We start from the raw sequence: 19,271 nt of genomic DNA on the forward strand, positions 1-19,271 counted from the left end.
TTTACGACGGGCCCTCCGCCGCCGCGGCCGCCTCGCGGGCCAGCCGCCCCCGGTCCACCTTGTGGTTGGCGTTCAGCGGGAACTCCGCCACATGCCGGAACACCTTGGGCACCATGGGGTCGGGCAAATGCGCGGACAGCTCGCGGTGCAGCGCCACCGGCGCCATGCGGTCGCCGGTGTAGTAGAGGACGAGTTCCAGCCCGCCACCCGGCGCCGGGCGGGTCACGGTGGCGGCGTTCTGGACGCCCGTACACCGCCGGACGACATGGTCGACCTCGGCCAGTTCGACCCGGAAGCCCTGGATCTGGACCTGGGTGTCCAGTCGGCCGAGATACATCAGCTCGGCGTCGTCCAGCCGCCGTACCCGGTCGCCCGTCCGGTACCAGCGGCGGCCGTCGCGCTCCAGGAACCGGCCCTCGTTGTCCTCGGGGTCCAGATAGCCGGGCGTCATCTGCGGCCCGGTGATACACAGTTCGCCTTCCACCGCCGACTCGGTGTCCCCGTCGAGCAGCAGATGGTCATGGCCGGGGTGCACGTTTCCGATCGGCACGACGCCGTTCACCGCCCGGCCCGGTGACGTCTCCGGTGACCAGCGGTGGCCGGTGATGGTGACGGTCAGCTCGGTCGGCCCGTAGAGATTCTCGATCCGCGAGTTCGGCGCGGCGGCCTGCCAGGCGGCGGCGTCGTCGCACAGCAGCGCCTCGCCCGCGAAGAAGCTCCACCGCAGTGTGGGCATCGCCCCGGGGGTCAGTCCGCCCATCCGCCGGATGAACGACGTACCGCTCGGGGTGGAGAACCACACGGTCATCCGCCGCTCGGCGAGGAACGCGGGCAGGTCCCGGTGGGCCGCGGGGGGAATGGCGTGCACCGGGGCGCCGCGTCCCCAGGCGCAGAACAGCTCGAACATCGCGCAGTCGAAGTTGAGGCCCACGTTCTGGCAGAACACATCGCCGGGGCCGAAGTCGTAGCGCCGGTCCAGCAGGGTGAAGTAGTGGTCGTTGGCCCCGTGGGTCATCGGCACGCCCTTGGGGCGGCCCGTCGACCCCGAGGTGAACAGGACGTACGCGATGTCCGACGGCCGCACGGCCACCGGCGCGTCCAGCGGGGGAGCGGCCGAGGACTCGTCCAGGACGGGCAGGTCGAGCTCGGTTTCGGCGAGCGCGGCCCGGCCGACCGGATCGGCGACGACCGTCGAGACGCCCGCCGCGGTGAGCATGCGGCGGGTGCGCTCGGCGGGGAACCGCGGATTGAGCGGTACGAGGGTGGCGCCCGAGTACAGCGCCGCCAGTATCCCCACGTACGCGGTCAGGCTCTTGTCCGCCAGGACGGCGACGGCGCCCGGACCTTGCGGGGCCCGGGCCAGCAGCGCCCCCGCCCGGCGCAACGCCAGTTCGTGCATCGCCTCGTACGTCAGGGTCTCGTCGTCCACACGGATCGCGGCCCGGCCGGGCGACAGCGCCAGACCGCGCAGAAACCGTTCGTGCAGACCGTGTCCGGGGACCGGTGTCTCGATCATTGTCCTTCCTCCGGGGAGAGAAAAGGGGTGGATAGGGGTGCCGACTCGCGGGAGGCAGGGCTTACGTTGGCCGCGACGCCGACTATTCGGCAGCCGGTTATTCGGACACCGATCATTCGGTAAGGGCCAGGAGAAAACAGGGGAGCGCGCATGTGGGACGAGTCTTTCGGGCAACTGCTCCGCAAACACCTTCCTTTACTGGAATCGGGGGATGAACTCACCGCAGACCTGAATCTGCGTGACTTCGGCCTCGATTCCATGGGAATGGTCGCGCTGCTGTCCTCGCTGGAGGACATGTACGGCGTCCGTTTCGTCGACGACGCGCTCAACGACGACAACTTCGCCACCCCCACCACGCTGTGGAAGACCCTGGCGGCCATGCGCTGACCCGCCCACCGTCCGCTCATGCGATCGCGCTGCGCCGGCGCGGTCGCATGGCCGTCTCCGGCCGCACCGCCACCACCTCGAACGCCTCGGTCATGACGTCCACCCGGCCCCACAGCCCGTCCTGCCCGGTGACGTGCACCCGCTCGACGCCCAGCCCCTGGAGTGCGCCGACGACGGCCGGCCAGCGCACCGTCCGGGTCACCGCGTCCAGCAGCAGCGCCCGTACCCCCGCGCCCGTCCGCACCAGCGAACCGTCGTGGTCGGAGACGACGGGGATCTCGGGGTCGCGGAACGGCACGGTCGCGGCGAGCTCCGCCTCGAGCTCCGTCCGCAGGTCGCCGAAGACGGCCGAGTGCATCGGCGGCCGCATGACGTACAGCGGCAGGCCGCCCACCGCCCGCAGCCGTCGCTGCAGCCAGTCCACCATCTCCTCGCGCACCGACAGCATGTGGAAGTCGTGGTCGACGTGGCAGGCCACCTCGTTCCATTCGCCGCGCGCGTCCAGCTCGGCCCGGATCTCGGCCAACTGGGCGGACGGGACGCGGGCGAACGACTGGGCGACGAGATCGCCGTGCTCGCGGGCGAAGTACGCGTCCACCAGGCGGCCCTGCGCGGCGGTCATCGCCACGGCGTCGGCGAACGGCAGCGCCCCGGCGAACACCGCCGCCGCGGTGCCGCCGAAGCTGGCACCGGCGCACGCCACCGGCGCCACCTCGTGCTCGGCGACCGTCCATTCGGCCAGCGCCAGACAGGAGACCAGGAAGGCGATCCGGGCCGGTTCGGGGAACGCGCCCTGGTCGCCGCGGGCCTCGGCCTCCCGGTACCGGTCGATCAGGGAATAGCCCAGGGCCCGGTCCGCCTCGGCGACCAGGCGGCGTGCCACCGGATGCACCGCCAGGAACCGTGCCGAGTCGGCGAACCGCGTCGGGCCGATTCCAGGAAAGACAATCGCCGACATATTCTCGCTCTCCCTTGTGTCACGCTCGTCGCGTGCGCATTCTGAAAGCCCGGAAGTTCGATCTCGTACAGTTCGGCTTGTTCAGTTCGGCATGTTCAGTTCGATCTTATTCTTTCCGGCCAGTCTTGTTGGCCCCCGGTACCCGCATAACCCCTAACGCCCCCTAGTTCACCGGTAGGCGGGCGAGAGTTCTTGTGGGGTGTAAAAGGGCCCTGTTAGAAACAGCCTGGCATTTACTGGGAAGGCCCGAATCGGAAGGGTGGCGCATGAGCCCGAAGCGCATGAGCCCGAATGGAGCGCGTCCCGCCCGGGCGCACGCATCGGTGGACAACCTGCGGACCTATCTGCTGGCCGCCGCCCGCGGGGGCCCCGACCGGCCTGCCGTGATCCAGGCGGCGGCGGACGGCGGTCTGGAGACGGTCACCTACGGCGAGCTGGAGCGGCGCACCGACGCCTGCGCCGAGGCGCTCGACGCGCTCGGCCTCGACGTCGGCGACCGCGTCATCCTGGAGTCCGACACCGACGCCGACGCCGTGGCCACGCTCCTCGCCTGCGCCACTCTGGGGCTGCCGTTCACCCCGGTCAGCCCCGAGACCCCGGACGAACGGCTGCTGACGATCATCGACAGCGCGGAGCCCGCGCTGTACCTCCAGCCCGCGCACGGACAGCGCACCGGCATCCCCGCGACCGTCGGCACGGCCCGGTTCGGCGCGGGCGGCCTCACCGTGGAGCGGGCGCCCGCGCCACGTGTGCGCCGCCGCCGCGCGGTCACCCCCGTCGACACCGCGTACATCACCTTCACCTCGGGCACGACGGGCCGCCCCAAGGGCGTGGTCATGAGCCACCGCGGGGTCATCGCGTTCCTGCGCGGCGCGGAGGCCGCGGAGCTGATCACGGCCGAGGACCGGGTGGCGGGCACCGCGCCGCTGCAGTTCGACTTCGCCCTGTTCGACATCGGGTTCGCCCTCAGCCACGGCGCCGCGCTGGTGCCCGTACCGCGCGACCGCCTCAACTGGCCGCGCCGCTTCCTGTCGTTCCTGCGCGACACCGGAACGACGCAGGTCGACGCCGTCCCGTCGGCGTGGCGCCCGGTGCTGCGCCACGAGCCCGACCTGCTGGCCGAGCTGGGCGAGCACGGCACGCTGCGGCGTATCGCGTTCTCCGGGGAGGACTTCCCCCTGGAGGAACTGCGCGCCCTCCAGGAGTTGTTGCCGAAGGTGCGCTTCACCAACGGCTACGGGGCCACCGAGACGATGGCCGCGTCCATCACCGAAGTGCCCAACCCGCTGCCGCCCGGCACCGAACGCCTGTCGATTGGCCACGCGGTCGCGGGCGCGGAGATGCTGCTCATCGGGCCCGACGGCCGCCCGGTGGACGAGCCCGGAGTGCTCGGCGAGATCCATCTGCGCACCCCGTCGCTGTTCTCCGGCTACTGGAACGACCCGGAGGCCACCCGCGCCGTCGTCGTCCCCGACCCGTTCGACCCCAGGTCGGGGCAGCTGGTGTTCAAGACCGGCGACCTGGCCACCATGGGGCCGGACGGTGAGCTGTACTTCCACGGCCGCGCCGACTCCCAGGTGCAGATCCGTGGCAACCGCGTCGAACTGGGCGAGGTGGAGCGCCGCATCGGCGAGTTCACCGGCATCACCGGCGCTGTCGCGATGATCCTGCCGCGCACGGACGGTGACCCGGTGCTGCACGCGTTCGTCACCCGCGCCCCCGACGGTCCCGCGCCGGACGCCAGGGACGTCATCGCGTTCTGCCGCGCCGCGCTGCCCGGCTACATGATCCCGCAGGGTCTGCACGTGGTGGACGAGTTCCCGCTGACCGTCAACGGCAAGGTCGACCGCGCGGCCCTGACCGCCCTCGCACCGTCCTGACCTAACGGTCGCCCTCATCGTCCTGATCGTCTCCCTGCCTCTTCTTCGTTGCGGAGTATGCACATGACCGAGCAGTCACAGGCCGCGATGCTGGAACTGGTGCTGGCGCAGGCCGCCGCCGTCCTGCGGGCCGCCGACCCCGACGCCTACGGGGACGCGCCCACCGACGTGGCGGCCGACCGCCCGTTCCTGGCGGAGGGCCTGGACTCGCTCGGCCTGGTCCAGCTGCACCGGCGGCTCACCGCCGAACTGGGGGTGGAACTGCCCGTCACCATCGGCTTCGACCACCCGACACCGGCCGCGCTGGCCCGCCATCTGGTGGCCGTGGTGCACGGCACCACGGAGCCGGAAGACCACCACGAGCCCGCGGCGCCCGCCGCCCCCACGGTGTCCGACGAGCCGATCGCCATCGTCGGCATCGGCTGCCGCTTCCCCGGCGGGGTGACCTCGCCCGACGACCTGTGGCGCATCCTGGTTGACGGCACCCATGTGCTCACCGACTTCCCCGCCGACCGAGGCTGGGACCTCGACCGCCTCTACGACCCCGACCCGGCCGCCACCGGCACCAGCTATGTGCGGCGCGGCGGATTCCTGCCGGACGCCGCCGACTTCGACGCCGACTTCTTCCAGATCAACCCCAAAGAGGCCCTCGCCATGGACCCCCAGCAGCGGCTGCTGCTGGAGACCACCTGGGAGGCGCTGGAGCGCGCGGGCATCGACCCGGGACGGCTGCGCGGCACCCCGTCGGGCGTGTTCATCGGCGTGGAGCCGCACGAGTACGGGCCCCGCACCCACGAGGCGCCGGACGGCCTCGATGGCTACGTCCTGGGCGGCAGCCTGCCCAGCGTCGTGTCCGGCCGCGTCGCCTACACCCTCGGCCTCGAAGGGCCCACGCTCACCGTCGACACCGCCTGTTCGGGCTCGCTCACCGCGCTCCACCTGGCCGTACGGTCCCTCCAGCGCGGCGAGTGCGGGCTGGCGCTGGCGGGCGGCGTGACCGTCATCTCCAGCCCCGGAACGTTCACCACGTTCAGCCGTCAGCGCGGTCTGGCCCCGGACGGGCGCATCAAGGCGTTCGCCGCGGCGGCGGACGGCACCTCCTTCGCCGAGGGCGCGGGCGTGTTCGTCCTGGCCCGCCTCTCCGACGCGCTGCGCGAGGGACACCCGGTGCTGGCCGTGATCCGCGGCACCGCCATCAACCAGGACGGCGCGAGCAACGGCCTCGCGGCGCCCAACGGCCTCGCGCAGCAGCGCGTCATCCGCCAGGCGCTGGCCGACGCGGGGCTTGTCCCCGACGAGGTCGACGCGGTCGAGGCACACGGCACCGGCACCACGCTCGGCGACCCCATCGAGGGCCAGGCCCTGGTCGCCGCCTACGGACGCGGACGCTCCTCCGACAACCCCCTGTGGCTGGGGTCGGTGAAGTCCAACATCGGGCACACCGGCGCGGCGGCGGGGGCCGCCGGGATCATCAAGATGGTCCAGGCGATGCGGAACCGTACGCTGCCCCGCACCCTGCACGTGGACGAGCCGACCCCGCACGTCGACTGGTCGGACGGCACCGTCCGGCTCCTCACCGAACCCGTCCCGTGGGAGGCCGCGGACACTCCGCGCCGGGCCGGGATCTCCTCGTTCGGCGCGAGCGGCACCAACGCCCACGTCATCATCGAAGAGCCACCGGTCGAAAGCGCCGAAAACGCCGAAAACGCTGAGGACTCCGCGCCCCCCGCCGCCGACCGCCCCGTCCCCGTCGTCCTGTCCGCCCAGGGGGAGGACGCCCTGCGCGGCCAGGCCGCGCGGCTCCTGACGATCGTGGACGAGGCGTCACCGCTGGACATCGCGTACTCGGCCGCCACCACACGCGCCGCGCTTCGCCACCGCGCCACCGTCGTTGCCACCGACCGCGACCAGCTGCGCCGCGCCCTGACCGCCCTCGCCGAGGGCGCCACCGCGCCCGGACTGCTCACCGGGGCGACGCGGGCGACGGGCCGGACCGCGTTCCTGTTCACCGGCCAGGGCAGCCAGCGCCCCGGCATGGGCCGCGAACTGGTGCGGGCCTTCCCGGTGTTCGCGCAGGCGCTCCAGGAGGCCGCCGACCACCTCGACCTCCACCTCGACGAACCACTCGGCGACGTGCTGTTCGCCGAGCCCGGCTCGCCGCGGGCCGGACTCCTCCACCAGACCCGGTACGCGCAGCCCGCGCTCTTCGCCGTCGAGACCGCCCTGTTCCGGCTGCTGGAGTCGTGGGGCGTCACCCCCGGCCTCGTCACCGGACACTCCATCGGCGAGATCGCCGCCGCGCACGCCGCCGGGGTGATGTCGCTGGCCGACGCGGCCCTGCTGGTGGGGGCGCGCGGCACGCTGATGCACGAACTCCCCCAGGGCGGCGCGATGGTGGCCGTCCAGGCCGAAGAGGCCGAGGTCCTCCCGTATCTGACCGAACGGGTCGGCCTCGCCGCCGTCAACGGCCCGGCCGCGGTGGTGCTGTCCGGGGAGGCCGACGCCGTCCTGGCCGTCGCCGCCCGCTTCGCCGGGCAGGGCCGCAAGACGCGGCGGCTGCGCGTCTCGCACGCGTTCCACTCACCGCTGATGGACCCCATGCTCGACGACTTCCGCCGGATCGCCGAAACCCTGGCGTACGCGCCGCCGCGCATCCCCCTGGTGTCCACCCTGACCGGCGAGGTCGGCACCGTGTTCGACGCCGACTACTGGGTGCGCCACGTGCGCGAGCCGGTGCGGTTCGCCGACGGCATGCGTCTGCTGGAGGGCCACGGCGTCACCACCTACCTGGAGCTGGGCCCCGACGCCGTCCTGTCGGCGATGGGACGCGACTGCCTCACCGACGGCGGCCCCGACACCGCGTTCGCCGCGCTGCTGCGCGACGGGCACGACGAGGAGCGCCAGGCCGTCACCGCGCTCGGGGTGGCGCACGCCCACGGCGCCGCCGTCGACTGGGACCGCTTCTTCGACGGCCGCGGCGCCCGCCGGACCGCGCTGCCCACCTACGCGTTCCGGCGCAAGCGGTACTGGCTGGACGCCGGGAGCGGCCCGGGCACCCTCGGGCATCCGCTGCTGGACACCGCCGTCAGCCTCGCGGGCGTCGACGGGCTGGTGCTGACGGGCCTGCTGTCCACCCGGTCGCAGCCCTGGCTGGCCGACCACGTCATCGCCGGTGTCGTCCTCGTCCCCGGCACCGCCCTGGTCGAGCTGGCCGTGCGGGCCGGGGACGAGGCGGGCTGTGGCGTGGTGGAGGAACTCACCCTGGAGACGCCGCTGTCGCTGGCCGGGGACGCGGCGGCGGAGGTCCAGGTCGTCGCCGGGGCGCCCGACGCGGCGGGCCGACGTACCGTCGAGATCTACTCGCGCCCCGCGCGCAGCGAGGAGAGCTGGACCCGGCACGCCAGCGGGGTGCTGGCCGAACACGGCGAGGGTGCGGCGGCCGACGGGGCCGCTTTCGCCCAGTGGCCACCGGACGGCGCCGAGCCGATCGACGTCGACGGCCTCTACGAGCGCCAGGCCGCGCAGGGGTACGGCTACGGGCCCGCGTTCCAGGGCGTGCGCGCCGCGTGGCGCCGCGGGGACGAGGTGTTCGCCGAGGTCGCCCTCGACGAGGCGGGCGCCGACCGGTTCGGGCTGCACCCGGCGCTGCTGGACGCCAGCCTGCACGCCGCCGAGGGGCCGGAGGACGACGGTCAGGTGCGGCTCCCGTTCGCCTGGCTCGGCTACGAACTCCACGCCGCCGGCGCCACCGCCGTACGCGTCCACCTGCGCCGGACGGCCGCCGACGAAGTTTCGGTCGAACTGGCCGACACCACCGGGACCCCCGTCGCCACCGTCCGGTCGCTCGTCCAGCGGCCCGTGCCGCTGAACGGGGTGCTCTCCGGTGCGCGGGACGGGGCGCTGCTGCGCGTCGAATGGACCGAGATCCCGGCCCCGCCGGATCCGGACACCACGGCCACCGGCCGGGCCGCCGGGGAATTCCACCTCGCCCATGTGCCCGCCACCTTCCCCGGCGCACCGGCCGAGGCGGCGCGCGAGGCCACGCTGTACGGCCTGAAGCTCATCGAGAACGCGCTGCGCGACGACACCCGGCTGGCCATCGTCACCCGTGAGGCGCCGGGCGATCTCAACCTCGCGCCCCTGTGGGCGCTGGTGCGCTCCGCCCAGGCCGAGAACCCCGGGCGGTTCGTCCTCGTCGGCACCGACCGCGAGGTGCCCGAACCCCGGATACGCGCCGCCCTGGCCACCGGAGAACCCCAACTCGCCCTGCGCGACGGCGCGGTGCTCGTACCGCGCCTGGCACGCACACCCCTGCCCGACGCCCCGCCGCCCGTCGCCTGGGACCCGGACGGCACGGTGCTGATCACCGGCGGCACCGGGGGGCTCGGCGGCCTGGTCGCCCGCCACCTCGTCCGCCGGTACGGGGTGAAGCACCTGCTGCTCACCGGGCGGCGCGGCCCGGACGGCCCGGGAGCCGCCGAACTCGCCGCCGATCTGCGGGCGTTGGGCGTACGGGCCACCGTGGCCGCGTGCGATGTCGCCGACCGCGCCGCCCTGGCCGCGCTGTTGGAGACGATCCCCGACGAGCATCCGCTGACGGCCGTCGTCCACGGCGCCGGAGTCATCGACGACGGCCTGGCCGGATCGCTCACGCCCGAGCAGGTCCGTACCGTCTTCCACGGCAAGGCGGAAGGCGCCTGGCATCTGCACGAGCTGACCCGGGACCGTCCACTGGCCGCGTTCGTGCTGTTCTCCTCCGCGGCCGGGACCCTGGAGTCCGCCGGGCAGGGCAACTACGCCGCCGCCAACGCCTTCCTCGACGCGCTCGCCGAACACCGCGCCGCCCACGGCCTCCCGGCCACCTCCCTGGCGTGGAACCTGTGGGCGGGCGACGCGGGCATGGGCGCCCGCCTCGACGAGGTGACCCTCCGCCGCGCCGCGCGCTCCGGGCTCCCCGCCCTCGGCTCCGACGAGAACCTCGCCCTCCTCGACCAGGCCCTCACCTCCGGCGTCCCCGCCCTGGTGCCGCTGCGCCTCGACGTCCCCGCGCTGCGGGCCCGCCCGGACGGCATCCCGCCGATGCTGCGCGGCCTGGTCCGCGCCCCCGCCCGCCGCACCGCCGCCGCCACGGCCGCGGGCGGCGGCCCCGGTGGCGCGCTCGCCGACCGGCTGGCCGGGAAGCCCGACGCCGAACAGGCCCGGATCGTCCTCGACCTGGTCCGGGCGCAGATCGCCGTCGTCCTCGGCCACGACGGCGCCGCCGCCATCGACCCCCGCCGCGCCTTCACCGAGCTGGGCTTCGACTCCCTGGCCGCCGTCGAACTGCGCAACGCGCTCGGCGAGGCCACCGGGCTCCGGCTCACCTCCACCCTGATCTTCGACCACCCGACCCCGGGCGCCCTCGCCGACCATGTGCTCGACAAGGTGAGCGGTACCGTCCCCGCCGCCGCCCCGCCGCGCACCACCGTGCGGGCCTCGGCGGACGAGCCCATCGCGATCGTGGCGATGGCCTGCCGCTACCCCGGCGGCGTCACCTCCCCCGAGGAGCTGTGGCGGCTGGTCGCCGACGGCACCGACGCGATCGCCCCGTTCCCCGAGGACCGGGGCTGGAACACCGAGGAGATCTACCACCCCGAGCCCGGCAGACACGGCACCACCTACGCCCGCGAAGGCGGCTTCCTCTACGACGCCGCCGACTTCGACCCCGCCTTCTTCGGCATCAGCCCGAAAGAGGCCCAGGCGATGGACCCGCAGCACCGTCTGCTGCTGGAAACCGCGTGGGAGGCCGTGGAGCGCGGCGGCATCGACCCGCTGTCCCTGAAGGGCAGCCCCACCGGCGTGTTCGCCGGGGTCATGTACCACGACTGGGCGCCGCCCTCCGGCTCCGTCCCCGAAGACCTCGCGGGCTTCACCGCGGGCGGCGGCCTCGGCAGCGTCGCGTCCGGCCGCATCGCCTACACCCTCGGACTCCAGGGCCCCGCGGTCACCATCGACACCGCCTGCTCCTCCTCCCTGGTCGCGATGCACTGGGCGATGCAGGGGCTGCGGCAGGGCGAGTGCACCCTCGCGCTGGCCGGTGGCGTCACCGTGATGGCCACCCCCGAGACGTTCATCGGGATGAGCCTGCAGCGCGGACTCGCCGCCGACGGCCGCTGCAAGTCGTACGGGGCGTCCGCCGACGGCACCGGCTGGGGCGAGGGCGCGGGACTGCTGCTGCTGGAACGCCTCTCGGACGCGCGCCGCGCCGGACACCCGGTGCTCGCGGTGATCCGCGGCTCGGCCGTCAACCAGGACGGCGCGTCCAACGGCCTCTCCGCGCCCAACGGCCCGGCCCAGCAGCGCGTCATCCGGCAGGCCGTGGCCGCCGCCGGGCTGACCCCCGCCGACATCGACGCCGTCGAGGGCCACGGCACCGGCACCACCCTCGGCGACCCGATCGAGGCGCAGGCGCTGATGGCCACGTACGGGCAGGAGCGCGGCGCGGACGGCGAACCGCTGTGGCTGGGGTCGGTCAAGTCCAACCTGGGGCACACCCAGGCCGCCGCCGGGGTCGCGGGCGTCATCAAGATGGTGATGGCGATGCGCCACGGGGTGCTGCCCCGCACCCTGCACGCCGACACCCCCTCCCCGCACATCGACTGGACCGAGGGCGCCGTCGAACTGCTCACCGAGGCCAGGGACTGGCAGGCCGACGGCCGCCCGCGGCGGGCCGCGGTGTCCTCGTTCGGCGTCAGCGGCACCAACGCCCATGTGGTCCTGGAGGAGGCTCCCCCGACCAGCGCGAGTGAATCGCGTGGCGAGCGGCCCCCGGTCCTGCCGCTGACCGTGGCGGCGTCGTCCGCCGAGGCGCTGCGCGCCCAGGCGGCACGGATCGCCGCCCATCTGCGTGACCACGACGACACCGGCACACTCGACACCGACACACCTGACGTCGACCTTCTCGACGTCGCCGCCTCGCTCGCCCGTGGCCGCGCCGCCCTGGAACACCGGGCCGTCATCGTGGACGGCGACCGCGACGGACTGCTCGCCGGGCTCGACGCGGTCGCGGCCGGGAAGACGCCCGCCTCCGTCGTCCAGGGCGTGCGGCGCGGCGACCCGCGCGCGGTGTTCGTCTTCCCCGGGCAGGGCTCGCAGTGGCCCGGCATGGGCGTGGCGCTGCTGGAACACTCACCGGCCTTCGCGACCCGCCTCGGCGAATGCGCCAAGGCCCTCGAACCGTACGTCGAATGGGACCTGCTCGACGTGTTGCACGGCGTCCCCGGCGCACCACCCCTGGAGGCCGTCGACGTCATCCAGCCCGCGCTGTGGGCCATGATGGTGTCGCTGGCCGAGGCGTGGCGCGCCGCCGGGGTCGAACCGGCCGCCGTCGTCGGCCACTCCCAGGGTGAGATCGCCGCCGCCTGCGTGGCCGGTGCGCTGTCGCTGGAGGACGGCGCGCGCGTCGTCGCCCTGCGCAGCCGGATCATCCGCGAGGACCTGGCGGGCCGGGGCGGCATGATGTCGGTGGCACTGTCCGCCGACCGTACGGCAGGGCATCTGGCCGACTGGGACGGCCGCCTCCAGCTCGCCGTCATCAACGGCCCCGGCTCCGTCGTGGTGTGCGGCGAGCCGGGGGCCCTGGACGAGCTGCGGGACCGGCTGGACGCCGAGGGCGTCCAGACCCGCCGTATCCGCGTGGACTACGCCTCCCACTCGGTGTTCGTCGAGGAGATCCGCGACCGGCTGCTCACCGAGCTGACCGGCCTGACCCCGCGCACCTCGGCCGTCCCCTTCTACTCCACCGTCACCGCCGGGCAGTTCGACACCGCCGGTCTGGACGCCGCGTACTGGTACACCAACCTGCGGCAGACCGTCCGGTTCGAGGAGACGACACGGGCACTGCTGGCCGACGGCTTCGAGATCTTCGTCGAGACCAGCCCGCACCCCGGCCTGCTGGCCGGACTCGGCGAGACCGCCGAATCGGCCGCGGTGGCCGCCACGCTCGTCGGCACCCTGCGCCGCAACGCCGGAGGCCCGCGCCAATTCCTCACTTCGCTGGCCGAGGCGTACGTCCAGGGCGCCACCGTCGACTGGGAACCCGGGTTCGCCGGAACCGGGGCCCGCCGCGTCGACCTGCCCACCTACCCGTTCCAGCGCAAGCGGTACTCGCTGCCCGCGCCCGAACACACCGGCGACGCGCGGGGCATCGGCCAGCTGCCCGCCGACCACCCGCTGCTGGGCGCGGCGGTGCCGGTCGCCGGGGCCGGGGGAGTGCTGCTCACCGGGCGGCTCTCGCTCTCCGCACAGCCGTGGCTCGCGGACCACGCCGTCGGCGGCACCGTTCTCTTCCCCGGCTCCGGCTTCGTGGAACTGGCCGTCCGGGCAGGCGACGAGGCGGGCCGCGGCCGCGTGGAGGAGCTGGCGATCGAGACGCCCCTCGCCCTCCCGGCGCGTGGCGGCGTGGCGATCCAGGTCGTCGTCGGCCCGGACCTGCGCACCGTGTCCATCCACTCGCGGCCCGACGACGCGCCCGCCGACGCCACGTGGACCCGCCACGCCCAGGGCACGCTCGCCGACGCCGCCCCGGAACCGGCCCCCGACCCTGCGCCCTGGCCGCCACCGGGCGCCGAACCGGTCGACCTCACCGGCTTCTACGAGCCCCTCTCCGACGAGGGGCCGGTGTACGGGTCTGTCTTCCAGGGGATGCGCGCCGCGTGGCGGTCCGGCGACGAGGTGTACGCGGACATCGCGCTGCCCGAGCAGGCCGCCGCCGACGCCCCGCGGTTCGGGCTGCACCCGGCCGTACTCGACGCCGCGCTGCACGCCACCGCGCTGCTCGCCACCGACGACGGGCGGGTCACGCTCCCGTTCGCCTGGACACGGATCGACCTCCACGCCTCGGGGGCCGCCGCGCTCCGGCTGCGGATGACCCGGCTGGGCGACGACGAGGTCGCGCTGCGCCTCACCGACACCGCGGGCCGCCCCGTCGCGTCCGTCGACTCGCTCGTGCTGCGCCCGATGGCCACCGGTCGACCGGCCCCGACTTCCCACGACGCGCTGTACGAACTCACCTGGGCGCCCGCCGTGTCGCGCGAGGCCACCGCCCCTGCTCCGGTCGTCGTGCACCGCTGCGCGGGCGGCACGACCGCCGAGGCCGTACACGCCGGGACCGCGGCGGCGCTGGACACCCTCCAGTCGTGGTCGCGGGACGACCGGGACGACGACGCCACGCTGGTGGTCGTCACCCGGGGCGCCGTATCGGTCGACGGCGAGGACATCACCGATCTCGCCGGGGCCGCGGTCTGGGGGCTGGTCCGCAGCGCCCAGACGGAGAACCCGGGGCGCGTCGTCCTCATCGACCTCGATGCCACCGAAGCCGGGGCCGCCGAGCCCGACGTCGGCGCGGCGGTGGCCACCGGCGAAGCGCAGCTCGCACTGCGCTCCGGCACCCTCCACCGCCCCCGCCTGACCCGCGCCACCGCCACCGCCTCCGGCGACCGGTCCGGAGCCCCCGCCACCGTCTTCGGCGACCGGCCCGGCACCGTGCTGATCACCGGCGGCACCGGCACCCTGGGCGCTCTGGTCGCCCGCCACCTGGTCACCGCCCACGGTGTCACCGACCTGCTGCTCACCAGCCGCCGCGGCCCCGGCGCACCCGGCGCCGACGGCCTGGCCGCCGACCTCACCGCGCTCGGCGCCCACGTAGAGGTGGCCGCCTGCGACGCCGCCGACCGTGACGCGCTGGCCGCCCTGCTGACGGGCCGTACCCTCGCCGGAGTCGTCCACACCGCGGGCGTCCTCGACGACGGGACCATCTCCTCCCTGACACCGGAGAAGCTGGCCACGGTGCTGCGCCCCAAGGCCGACGCGGCGCTGAACCTCCACCAACTCACCGCAGACCAGGACCTCTCGGCGTTCGTACTGTTCTCGTCCGCCGCGGGCGTGACCGGGGGCGCCGGGCAGGGCAACTACGCTGCCGCCAACTCCTTCCTCGACGGCCTCGCCGCCCACCGCCGCGCCCGTGGCCTGCCCGCGCAGTCGCTGGCCTGGGGGCTGTGGGCGGAGGCCAGCGGCATGACCGGCGCGCTGGACGCCGCCGACCTGGCCGGTATGCGGCGCGACGGCGTCCTGCCCCTCGCCTCCGACGAGGGCATGGCGCTGCTGGACGCCGCCGGGGCGCTCGACCGGGCGTTCCTGGCCCCCGTACGGCTCGACCTGACCGGGCAGCGCCGCTCCGACGTGCCGTATCTGATGCGCGACCTGGTACGCGGCCCGGCCCGCCGCGCCGTCGACCCCGCCGCCACCGCCACCGAACCCGCCGAGAGCCTGCGCGACCGGCTGGCCCGCCTGACACCCGCCCGCCGGGAACAGGCACTGCTCGACGTCGTCCGCACCCGGGCCGCCGCCACCCTCGGCTTCGCCGACGCCGACGAGGTCGACGCCGAACGGTCCTTCCGCGACATGGGCTTCGACTCCCTCGCCGCCGTGCGGTTCCGCAACGCCCTCGGCGAGGCCGTCGGGGAACGCCTGTCCGCGACGCTCGTCTTCGACCACCCGACCGCGCTCGTCCTCACCCGCCACCTGCTGGACGAACTGGGCCTGAGCAACCCGGAATCCACCCCGGACGGCCCCGAGCCGGGCCCGGACGCGCAGGACACGCAGGACCTGGAGAACCGCACCGCGGCCATCCAGAACATGAGCCTGGCCGAACTGCTCCGCACCGCGCAACGATCAGGAGATCCGACATGACCCGGTTGCTCGACGACACCGATCAGCGCGTCTACCCCACCGACGAGGAACTGCTGCACCGCGTGCTCACCCCCTACCGGGCCAAGCGGTGCGAATACCTCACCTCGGCCGCGGTCACGGTGGAGGGCGACCCCCTCGACGGCGGACGGCTCGGCGCCGCCTGCACCTTCCTGATCCCCGAGTCCTGCTACATCGACGACACCGGACACTTCAACTCGGTCGAGTTCAACATCTGCTACAACCAGATGGCCTACTACCTGATGGCCAAGTCGGTGAAGGAATCGCTCGTCGCGCCCTTCTCCCACTGGACGCTGGAGCAGTTCTGGACCCGGCAGCTCGCGGACGTGTTCATCACCGACTTCAGGAGCACCTTCCGCACCGCCATGAGCGGCCGCCACTTCCGCGGCGAGATCGAGATCGCCGACATCGCCGAATGGGACGCCAACGATCTGCGCGACGCCCTGGTGATGCTGCGGACCCGCTGCCGCTACTGGGACGAGCACGGCGGCGAGAGCCATGGCGAGATCGCCGCCGCCATCACCAACCCGCCCGAGAACTGATCCGCCCGGCCCCGCGGAGGAAGCGACCATGAACAACCCGGAACGGCCAGGGCTTCCGAGGGAAGCCCGGCAGATCGACATCGCACACATCTACCGCCGTCTCGCCGACCGCGGCCTCCCGTACGGGCCCGCCTTCCGCGGCCTGCGCGCCGTGTGGTCCGACGGCGAGGAGGTCTACGCCGAGGCCCGGCTCGACGACGCGTCCGCCGGTGACGGCGACTACCACCTGCACCCGGCGCTCTTCGACGCCGCCCTGCAGGCCGCGCTCGTACCGGACCTCGACCGCGACGACGCCACCTTCCTGCCCTTCGCCCTGCGCGGGGTGCGCCTCCACAAGGCGGGCGCGCGGCGCCTCGGCGTCCACACCCGGCCCGGCGAGGGCGGCGTGTCCCTGGCCCTGACCGGCGACGACGGCGAACCGGTCGTCACGGTCAAGTCCCTCGTCAGACGCCCCGTCACCGCCGACCAGCTCGACGCCGCAGCCCAGCGCACCCAGCTGCTGCGCGTCGCCTGGAAGGCCGTCGAACAGCCGTCGGTCGCCGCGGACCAGAGCCGCTGGGCGTTCCTGGGCACCGACCACATCGGCGTCACCGGCGCCCTGAAGTCCATCCGCCGCTCGTTCGACTCCTACCCCTCGCTGGCCGCCCTCGACTCCGCGCTCCGCGACGGCGCCTCCGTACCCGACGTGGTCGTGGTCTCCTGCACGGACCAGGACTCGCCGGTGCGCTCCGCCGCCCAACGCGCCCTGATGCTCGTCCAGGAGTGGTCGGCCGACCGCCGCCTGGCCGGTGCCCGCCTCGTCCTGGTCAGCAGCGGCGCGCTGGCCACCCGCCCGCAGGAAGACCTGTCCGACCTGCCGGGCGCGGCCGTCTGGGGCCTGCTGCGCAGCGCCCAGACCGAACACCCCGGCCGCTTCGTCCTCGTCGACGTCGACGACCCCGAGGACTCGGGCCGCGCCCTCCTCGCCGCCGTGGCCTCCGGCGAACCGCAACTCGCCGTGCGCCACGGCGCCCTGTTCCGGCCACGCCTCGTCCGCTGCCCGCCACCACCGGGCCGTACGAGCCTCACCGGCACCGTCGTCATCACCGGCGGCACCGGCGCGCTCGGTCGCCTGGTCGCCCGGCACCTGGTCACCCGCCACACCGTCCGCCACCTCGTACTGCTCAGCCGCCGCGGCCCGGACACCCCCGGCGCCGACGGCCTGAGCGCCGAACTCACCGCGCTCGGCGCCCGCGTCGACCTCATCGCCTGCGACGCCGCCGACCGCCCGTCACTTGAGCGCGCCCTCGCGGACATCCCCGCGCCCTCCGCCGTCATCCACACCGCGGGCGTGCTGTCCGACGCCACGGTCGACACCCTGACGCCGCGCAGGCTCGACGCGGTGCTGCGCCCCAAGGCCGACGCCGCGCTCCATCTGCACGACCTGATCCGCGACCCGGACTGCGCGTTCGTGGTGTTCTCCTCCGTCGCCGGGCTGACCGGCAACGCCGGACAGGGGAACTACGCCGCCGCCAACGCCGTCCTCGACGCGCTCGCCCACCACCGCCGCACTCTCGGGCTGCGCGGCACCTCCCTCGCCTGGGGGCTGTGGGAGAGCGAGGACGGCATGGGCGCCGAGCTGTCCACCGCCGACCTCACCCGCATCAAGCGCTCCGGCTTCGCCCCGCTCGGCCACGACCAGGGCCTGACCCTCTTCGACGCCGCCCTCGCCGGGGACGAGGCCGTCCTCGCGCCCGTACGGCTCAACGAGTCGGCCCTCGCCGGGTCCGCCGCCGGGTCCCTCACCGGGGGCATCCCGCCCGTCCTCTCTGATCTGGCGCCCGCCGCCACGCCCCGGCCCGCCACGACCGACACCCTGCTCGTCCGCCTGGCGACCCTCCCCGAGGCCGAACACGACCAGGCCGCGCTGGAGTCCGTCCGCATGGCGGCCGCCACCGTCCTCGGCTACGACAGCCCCGACGACATCGACCCCGACCGGGAGTTCCACACGATCGGCCTGGACTCCATCGGCAACCTCGAACTCAGCCGCCACCTGTCCGCCGCCACCGGACTGCGGCTCCCCGCGACCCTCACCTTCGACCATCCGACCCCCGCAGGCCTCGCCACCCATCTGCGGCGACTCCTCCAGGAGAGCGAATCATGAACACCGTTGTCGTCGGCGGAGGCGTCATCGGCCTCGCCACCGCCTGGCGGGCCCTGCGCCTCGGCGTCACCGTCACCGTGATCGACCCGGCCCCGGCCACCAAGGCATCCCACGCGTCGGCGGGCATGCTCCCGCCCAGCAGCGAGCAGATCCATTCCGAGAACGACCTGCTGCGGCTCTGCCTGGCCTCCCGCGACCTCTACCCGTCCTTCGCCGCCGAACTGGAGGAGTTCGCCCCCTCCGGTTTCCGGCGCGACGGCGTCCTGGACGCCGCCTTCGACGAGGACGCCCTGCGCGGCCTCGACCACCAGCAGGCCTTCCGGGAGTCGCTCGGCATCCGCAGCGAACGCCTCACCCCCGAGGAGTGCGCCAAGCTCCAGCCCGCCTTCGCCCCCACCCTGGGCGGCCTGCTGGGACCCGACGACGGTGCCATCGACCCGCGCACCCTCACCGCGGCGCTGCTCACCGCCATCGACGCCCTCGGCGGCACCGTCATCCGCCGCCGCGCCATCCGGGTCGCCCACCACACCGTCACCCTCGACAACGGCGACACGGTGCCCTTCGACCGCGTCGTCCTGGCCGCCGGCTGCTGGACCCACCACATCGGGGGTCTCCCCGAAGCGGCCATCCCGCAGATCCGCCCCGTCAAGGGCCAGATCCTCCGCCTGCACTCCGACCCGCCCCTGCTGGGTGTGACGGCCCGTGCCCTCTCCAAGGGCCGGTCCCTCTACCTGGTGCCCCGGCTGGACGGCGAACTCGTCGTCGGCGCCACCTACGAGGAGCGCGGCTACGACGAGACCGTCACCGCCGACGGCACCCGCGGCCTGCTGGCCCGCGCCGCCGAGGTCATCCCCGGCGTCGGCGCCCTGCGCTTCGCCGAGATCAGCGCGGGCCTGCGCCCCGCGTCGCCCGACGAGCTCCCCCTCATCGGCCCGACCGCCGTCCCCGACGTCCACCTCGCCACCGGCCACTTCCGCATGGGCATCCAGCTGACCCCCATCACCGCCGAGGCCATGGCCGCCTACCTCACCGACACCGCCCCGCACCCCTCCGCGCTGCCGTTCACCCCGCTGCGCCTGGGCGGCGCGGCCTGACAGAA

At 74.2% G+C, this 19,271-nt stretch carries 8 protein-coding genes; 6 read left to right on the top strand and 2 right to left on the bottom strand.

Annotated elements, in window-relative coordinates:
- Window position 1 precedes the first annotated feature (1 nt).
- The gene (locus ABZ370_RS04865; RefSeq protein WP_358616495.1) at window positions 2-1,516 is read right to left on the bottom strand and encodes an AMP-binding protein; all 1,515 of its coding nucleotides are present in this window, start codon (window positions 1,514-1,516) and stop codon (window positions 2-4) included.
- A gap of 150 nt (window positions 1,517-1,666) precedes the next feature.
- On the opposite strand from ABZ370_RS04865, the gene ABZ370_RS04870 reads away from it, so the two are divergent.
- Window positions 1,667-1,903: an acyl carrier protein gene (locus ABZ370_RS04870; protein ID WP_358616497.1), complete on the top strand. Its 237-nt coding sequence runs from the start codon at window positions 1,667-1,669 to the stop codon at window positions 1,901-1,903.
- Window positions 1,904-1,919: 16 nt separating this feature from the next.
- Here ABZ370_RS04870 and ABZ370_RS04875 read toward each other — a convergent pair whose 3' ends face one another.
- Window positions 1,920-2,861, bottom strand: a complete 942-nt coding sequence (locus ABZ370_RS04875; protein WP_358616499.1) for an ACP S-malonyltransferase — start codon at window positions 2,859-2,861, stop codon at window positions 1,920-1,922.
- Window positions 2,862-3,142: 281 nt separating this feature from the next.
- On the opposite strand from ABZ370_RS04875, the gene ABZ370_RS04880 reads away from it, so the two are divergent.
- From ABZ370_RS04880 to thiO, 5 genes are all read left to right on the top strand, one after another.
- Window positions 3,143-4,741 (top strand): AMP-binding protein, encoded by a 1,599-nt coding sequence (locus ABZ370_RS04880; protein WP_358616502.1) that lies wholly within the window; start codon window positions 3,143-3,145, stop codon window positions 4,739-4,741.
- Window positions 4,742-4,804: 63 nt separating this feature from the next.
- Window positions 4,805-15,469, top strand: coding sequence for a type I polyketide synthase (locus tag ABZ370_RS04885; RefSeq protein WP_358616505.1), 10,665 nt, complete (start codon window positions 4,805-4,807; stop codon window positions 15,467-15,469).
- Window positions 15,466-16,029 carry an FcoT family thioesterase gene (locus ABZ370_RS04890; RefSeq protein WP_358616508.1) on the top strand — a complete coding sequence of 188 codons (564 nt, stop codon included), beginning with the start codon at window positions 15,466-15,468 and terminating at the stop codon, window positions 16,027-16,029. Before ABZ370_RS04885 ends, ABZ370_RS04890 begins: the two co-directional genes overlap by 4 nt.
- A 28-nt stretch (window positions 16,030-16,057) precedes the next feature.
- A complete protein-coding gene (locus tag ABZ370_RS04895; RefSeq protein ID WP_358616511.1) occupies window positions 16,058-18,172 on the top strand; it encodes a type I polyketide synthase in 2,115 nt (704 codons plus the stop codon).
- Window positions 18,169-19,266 carry a glycine oxidase ThiO gene (thiO, locus tag ABZ370_RS04900; protein WP_358616513.1) on the top strand — a complete coding sequence of 366 codons (1,098 nt, stop codon included), beginning with the start codon at window positions 18,169-18,171 and terminating at the stop codon, window positions 19,264-19,266. The genes ABZ370_RS04895 and thiO overlap by 4 nt, the downstream gene beginning before the upstream one ends.
- The last annotated feature ends 5 nt before the right edge of the window (window positions 19,267-19,271 follow it).

It is taken from the genome of Streptomyces sp. NPDC005962, assembly GCF_040629205.1.
Classification (GTDB): domain Bacteria; phylum Actinomycetota; class Actinomycetes; order Streptomycetales; family Streptomycetaceae; genus Streptomyces.

Coding starts and splice junctions, on each gene's coding strand:
- ABZ370_RS04890 (WP_358616508.1), top strand. CDS start 15,466: ATGACCCGGTTGCTCGACGACACCGATCAGCGCGTCTACCCCACCGAC.
- ABZ370_RS04885 (WP_358616505.1), top strand. CDS start 4,805: ATGACCGAGCAGTCACAGGCCGCGATGCTGGAACTGGTGCTGGCGCAG.
- ABZ370_RS04865 (WP_358616495.1), bottom strand. CDS start 1,516: ATGATCGAGACACCGGTCCCCGGACACGGTCTGCACGAACGGTTTCTG.
- thiO (WP_358616513.1), top strand. CDS start 18,169: ATGAACACCGTTGTCGTCGGCGGAGGCGTCATCGGCCTCGCCACCGCC.
- ABZ370_RS04895 (WP_358616511.1), top strand. CDS start 16,058: ATGAACAACCCGGAACGGCCAGGGCTTCCGAGGGAAGCCCGGCAGATC.
- ABZ370_RS04880 (WP_358616502.1), top strand. CDS start 3,143: ATGAGCCCGAATGGAGCGCGTCCCGCCCGGGCGCACGCATCGGTGGAC.
- ABZ370_RS04875 (WP_358616499.1), bottom strand. CDS start 2,861: ATGTCGGCGATTGTCTTTCCTGGAATCGGCCCGACGCGGTTCGCCGAC.
- ABZ370_RS04870 (WP_358616497.1), top strand. CDS start 1,667: ATGTGGGACGAGTCTTTCGGGCAACTGCTCCGCAAACACCTTCCTTTA.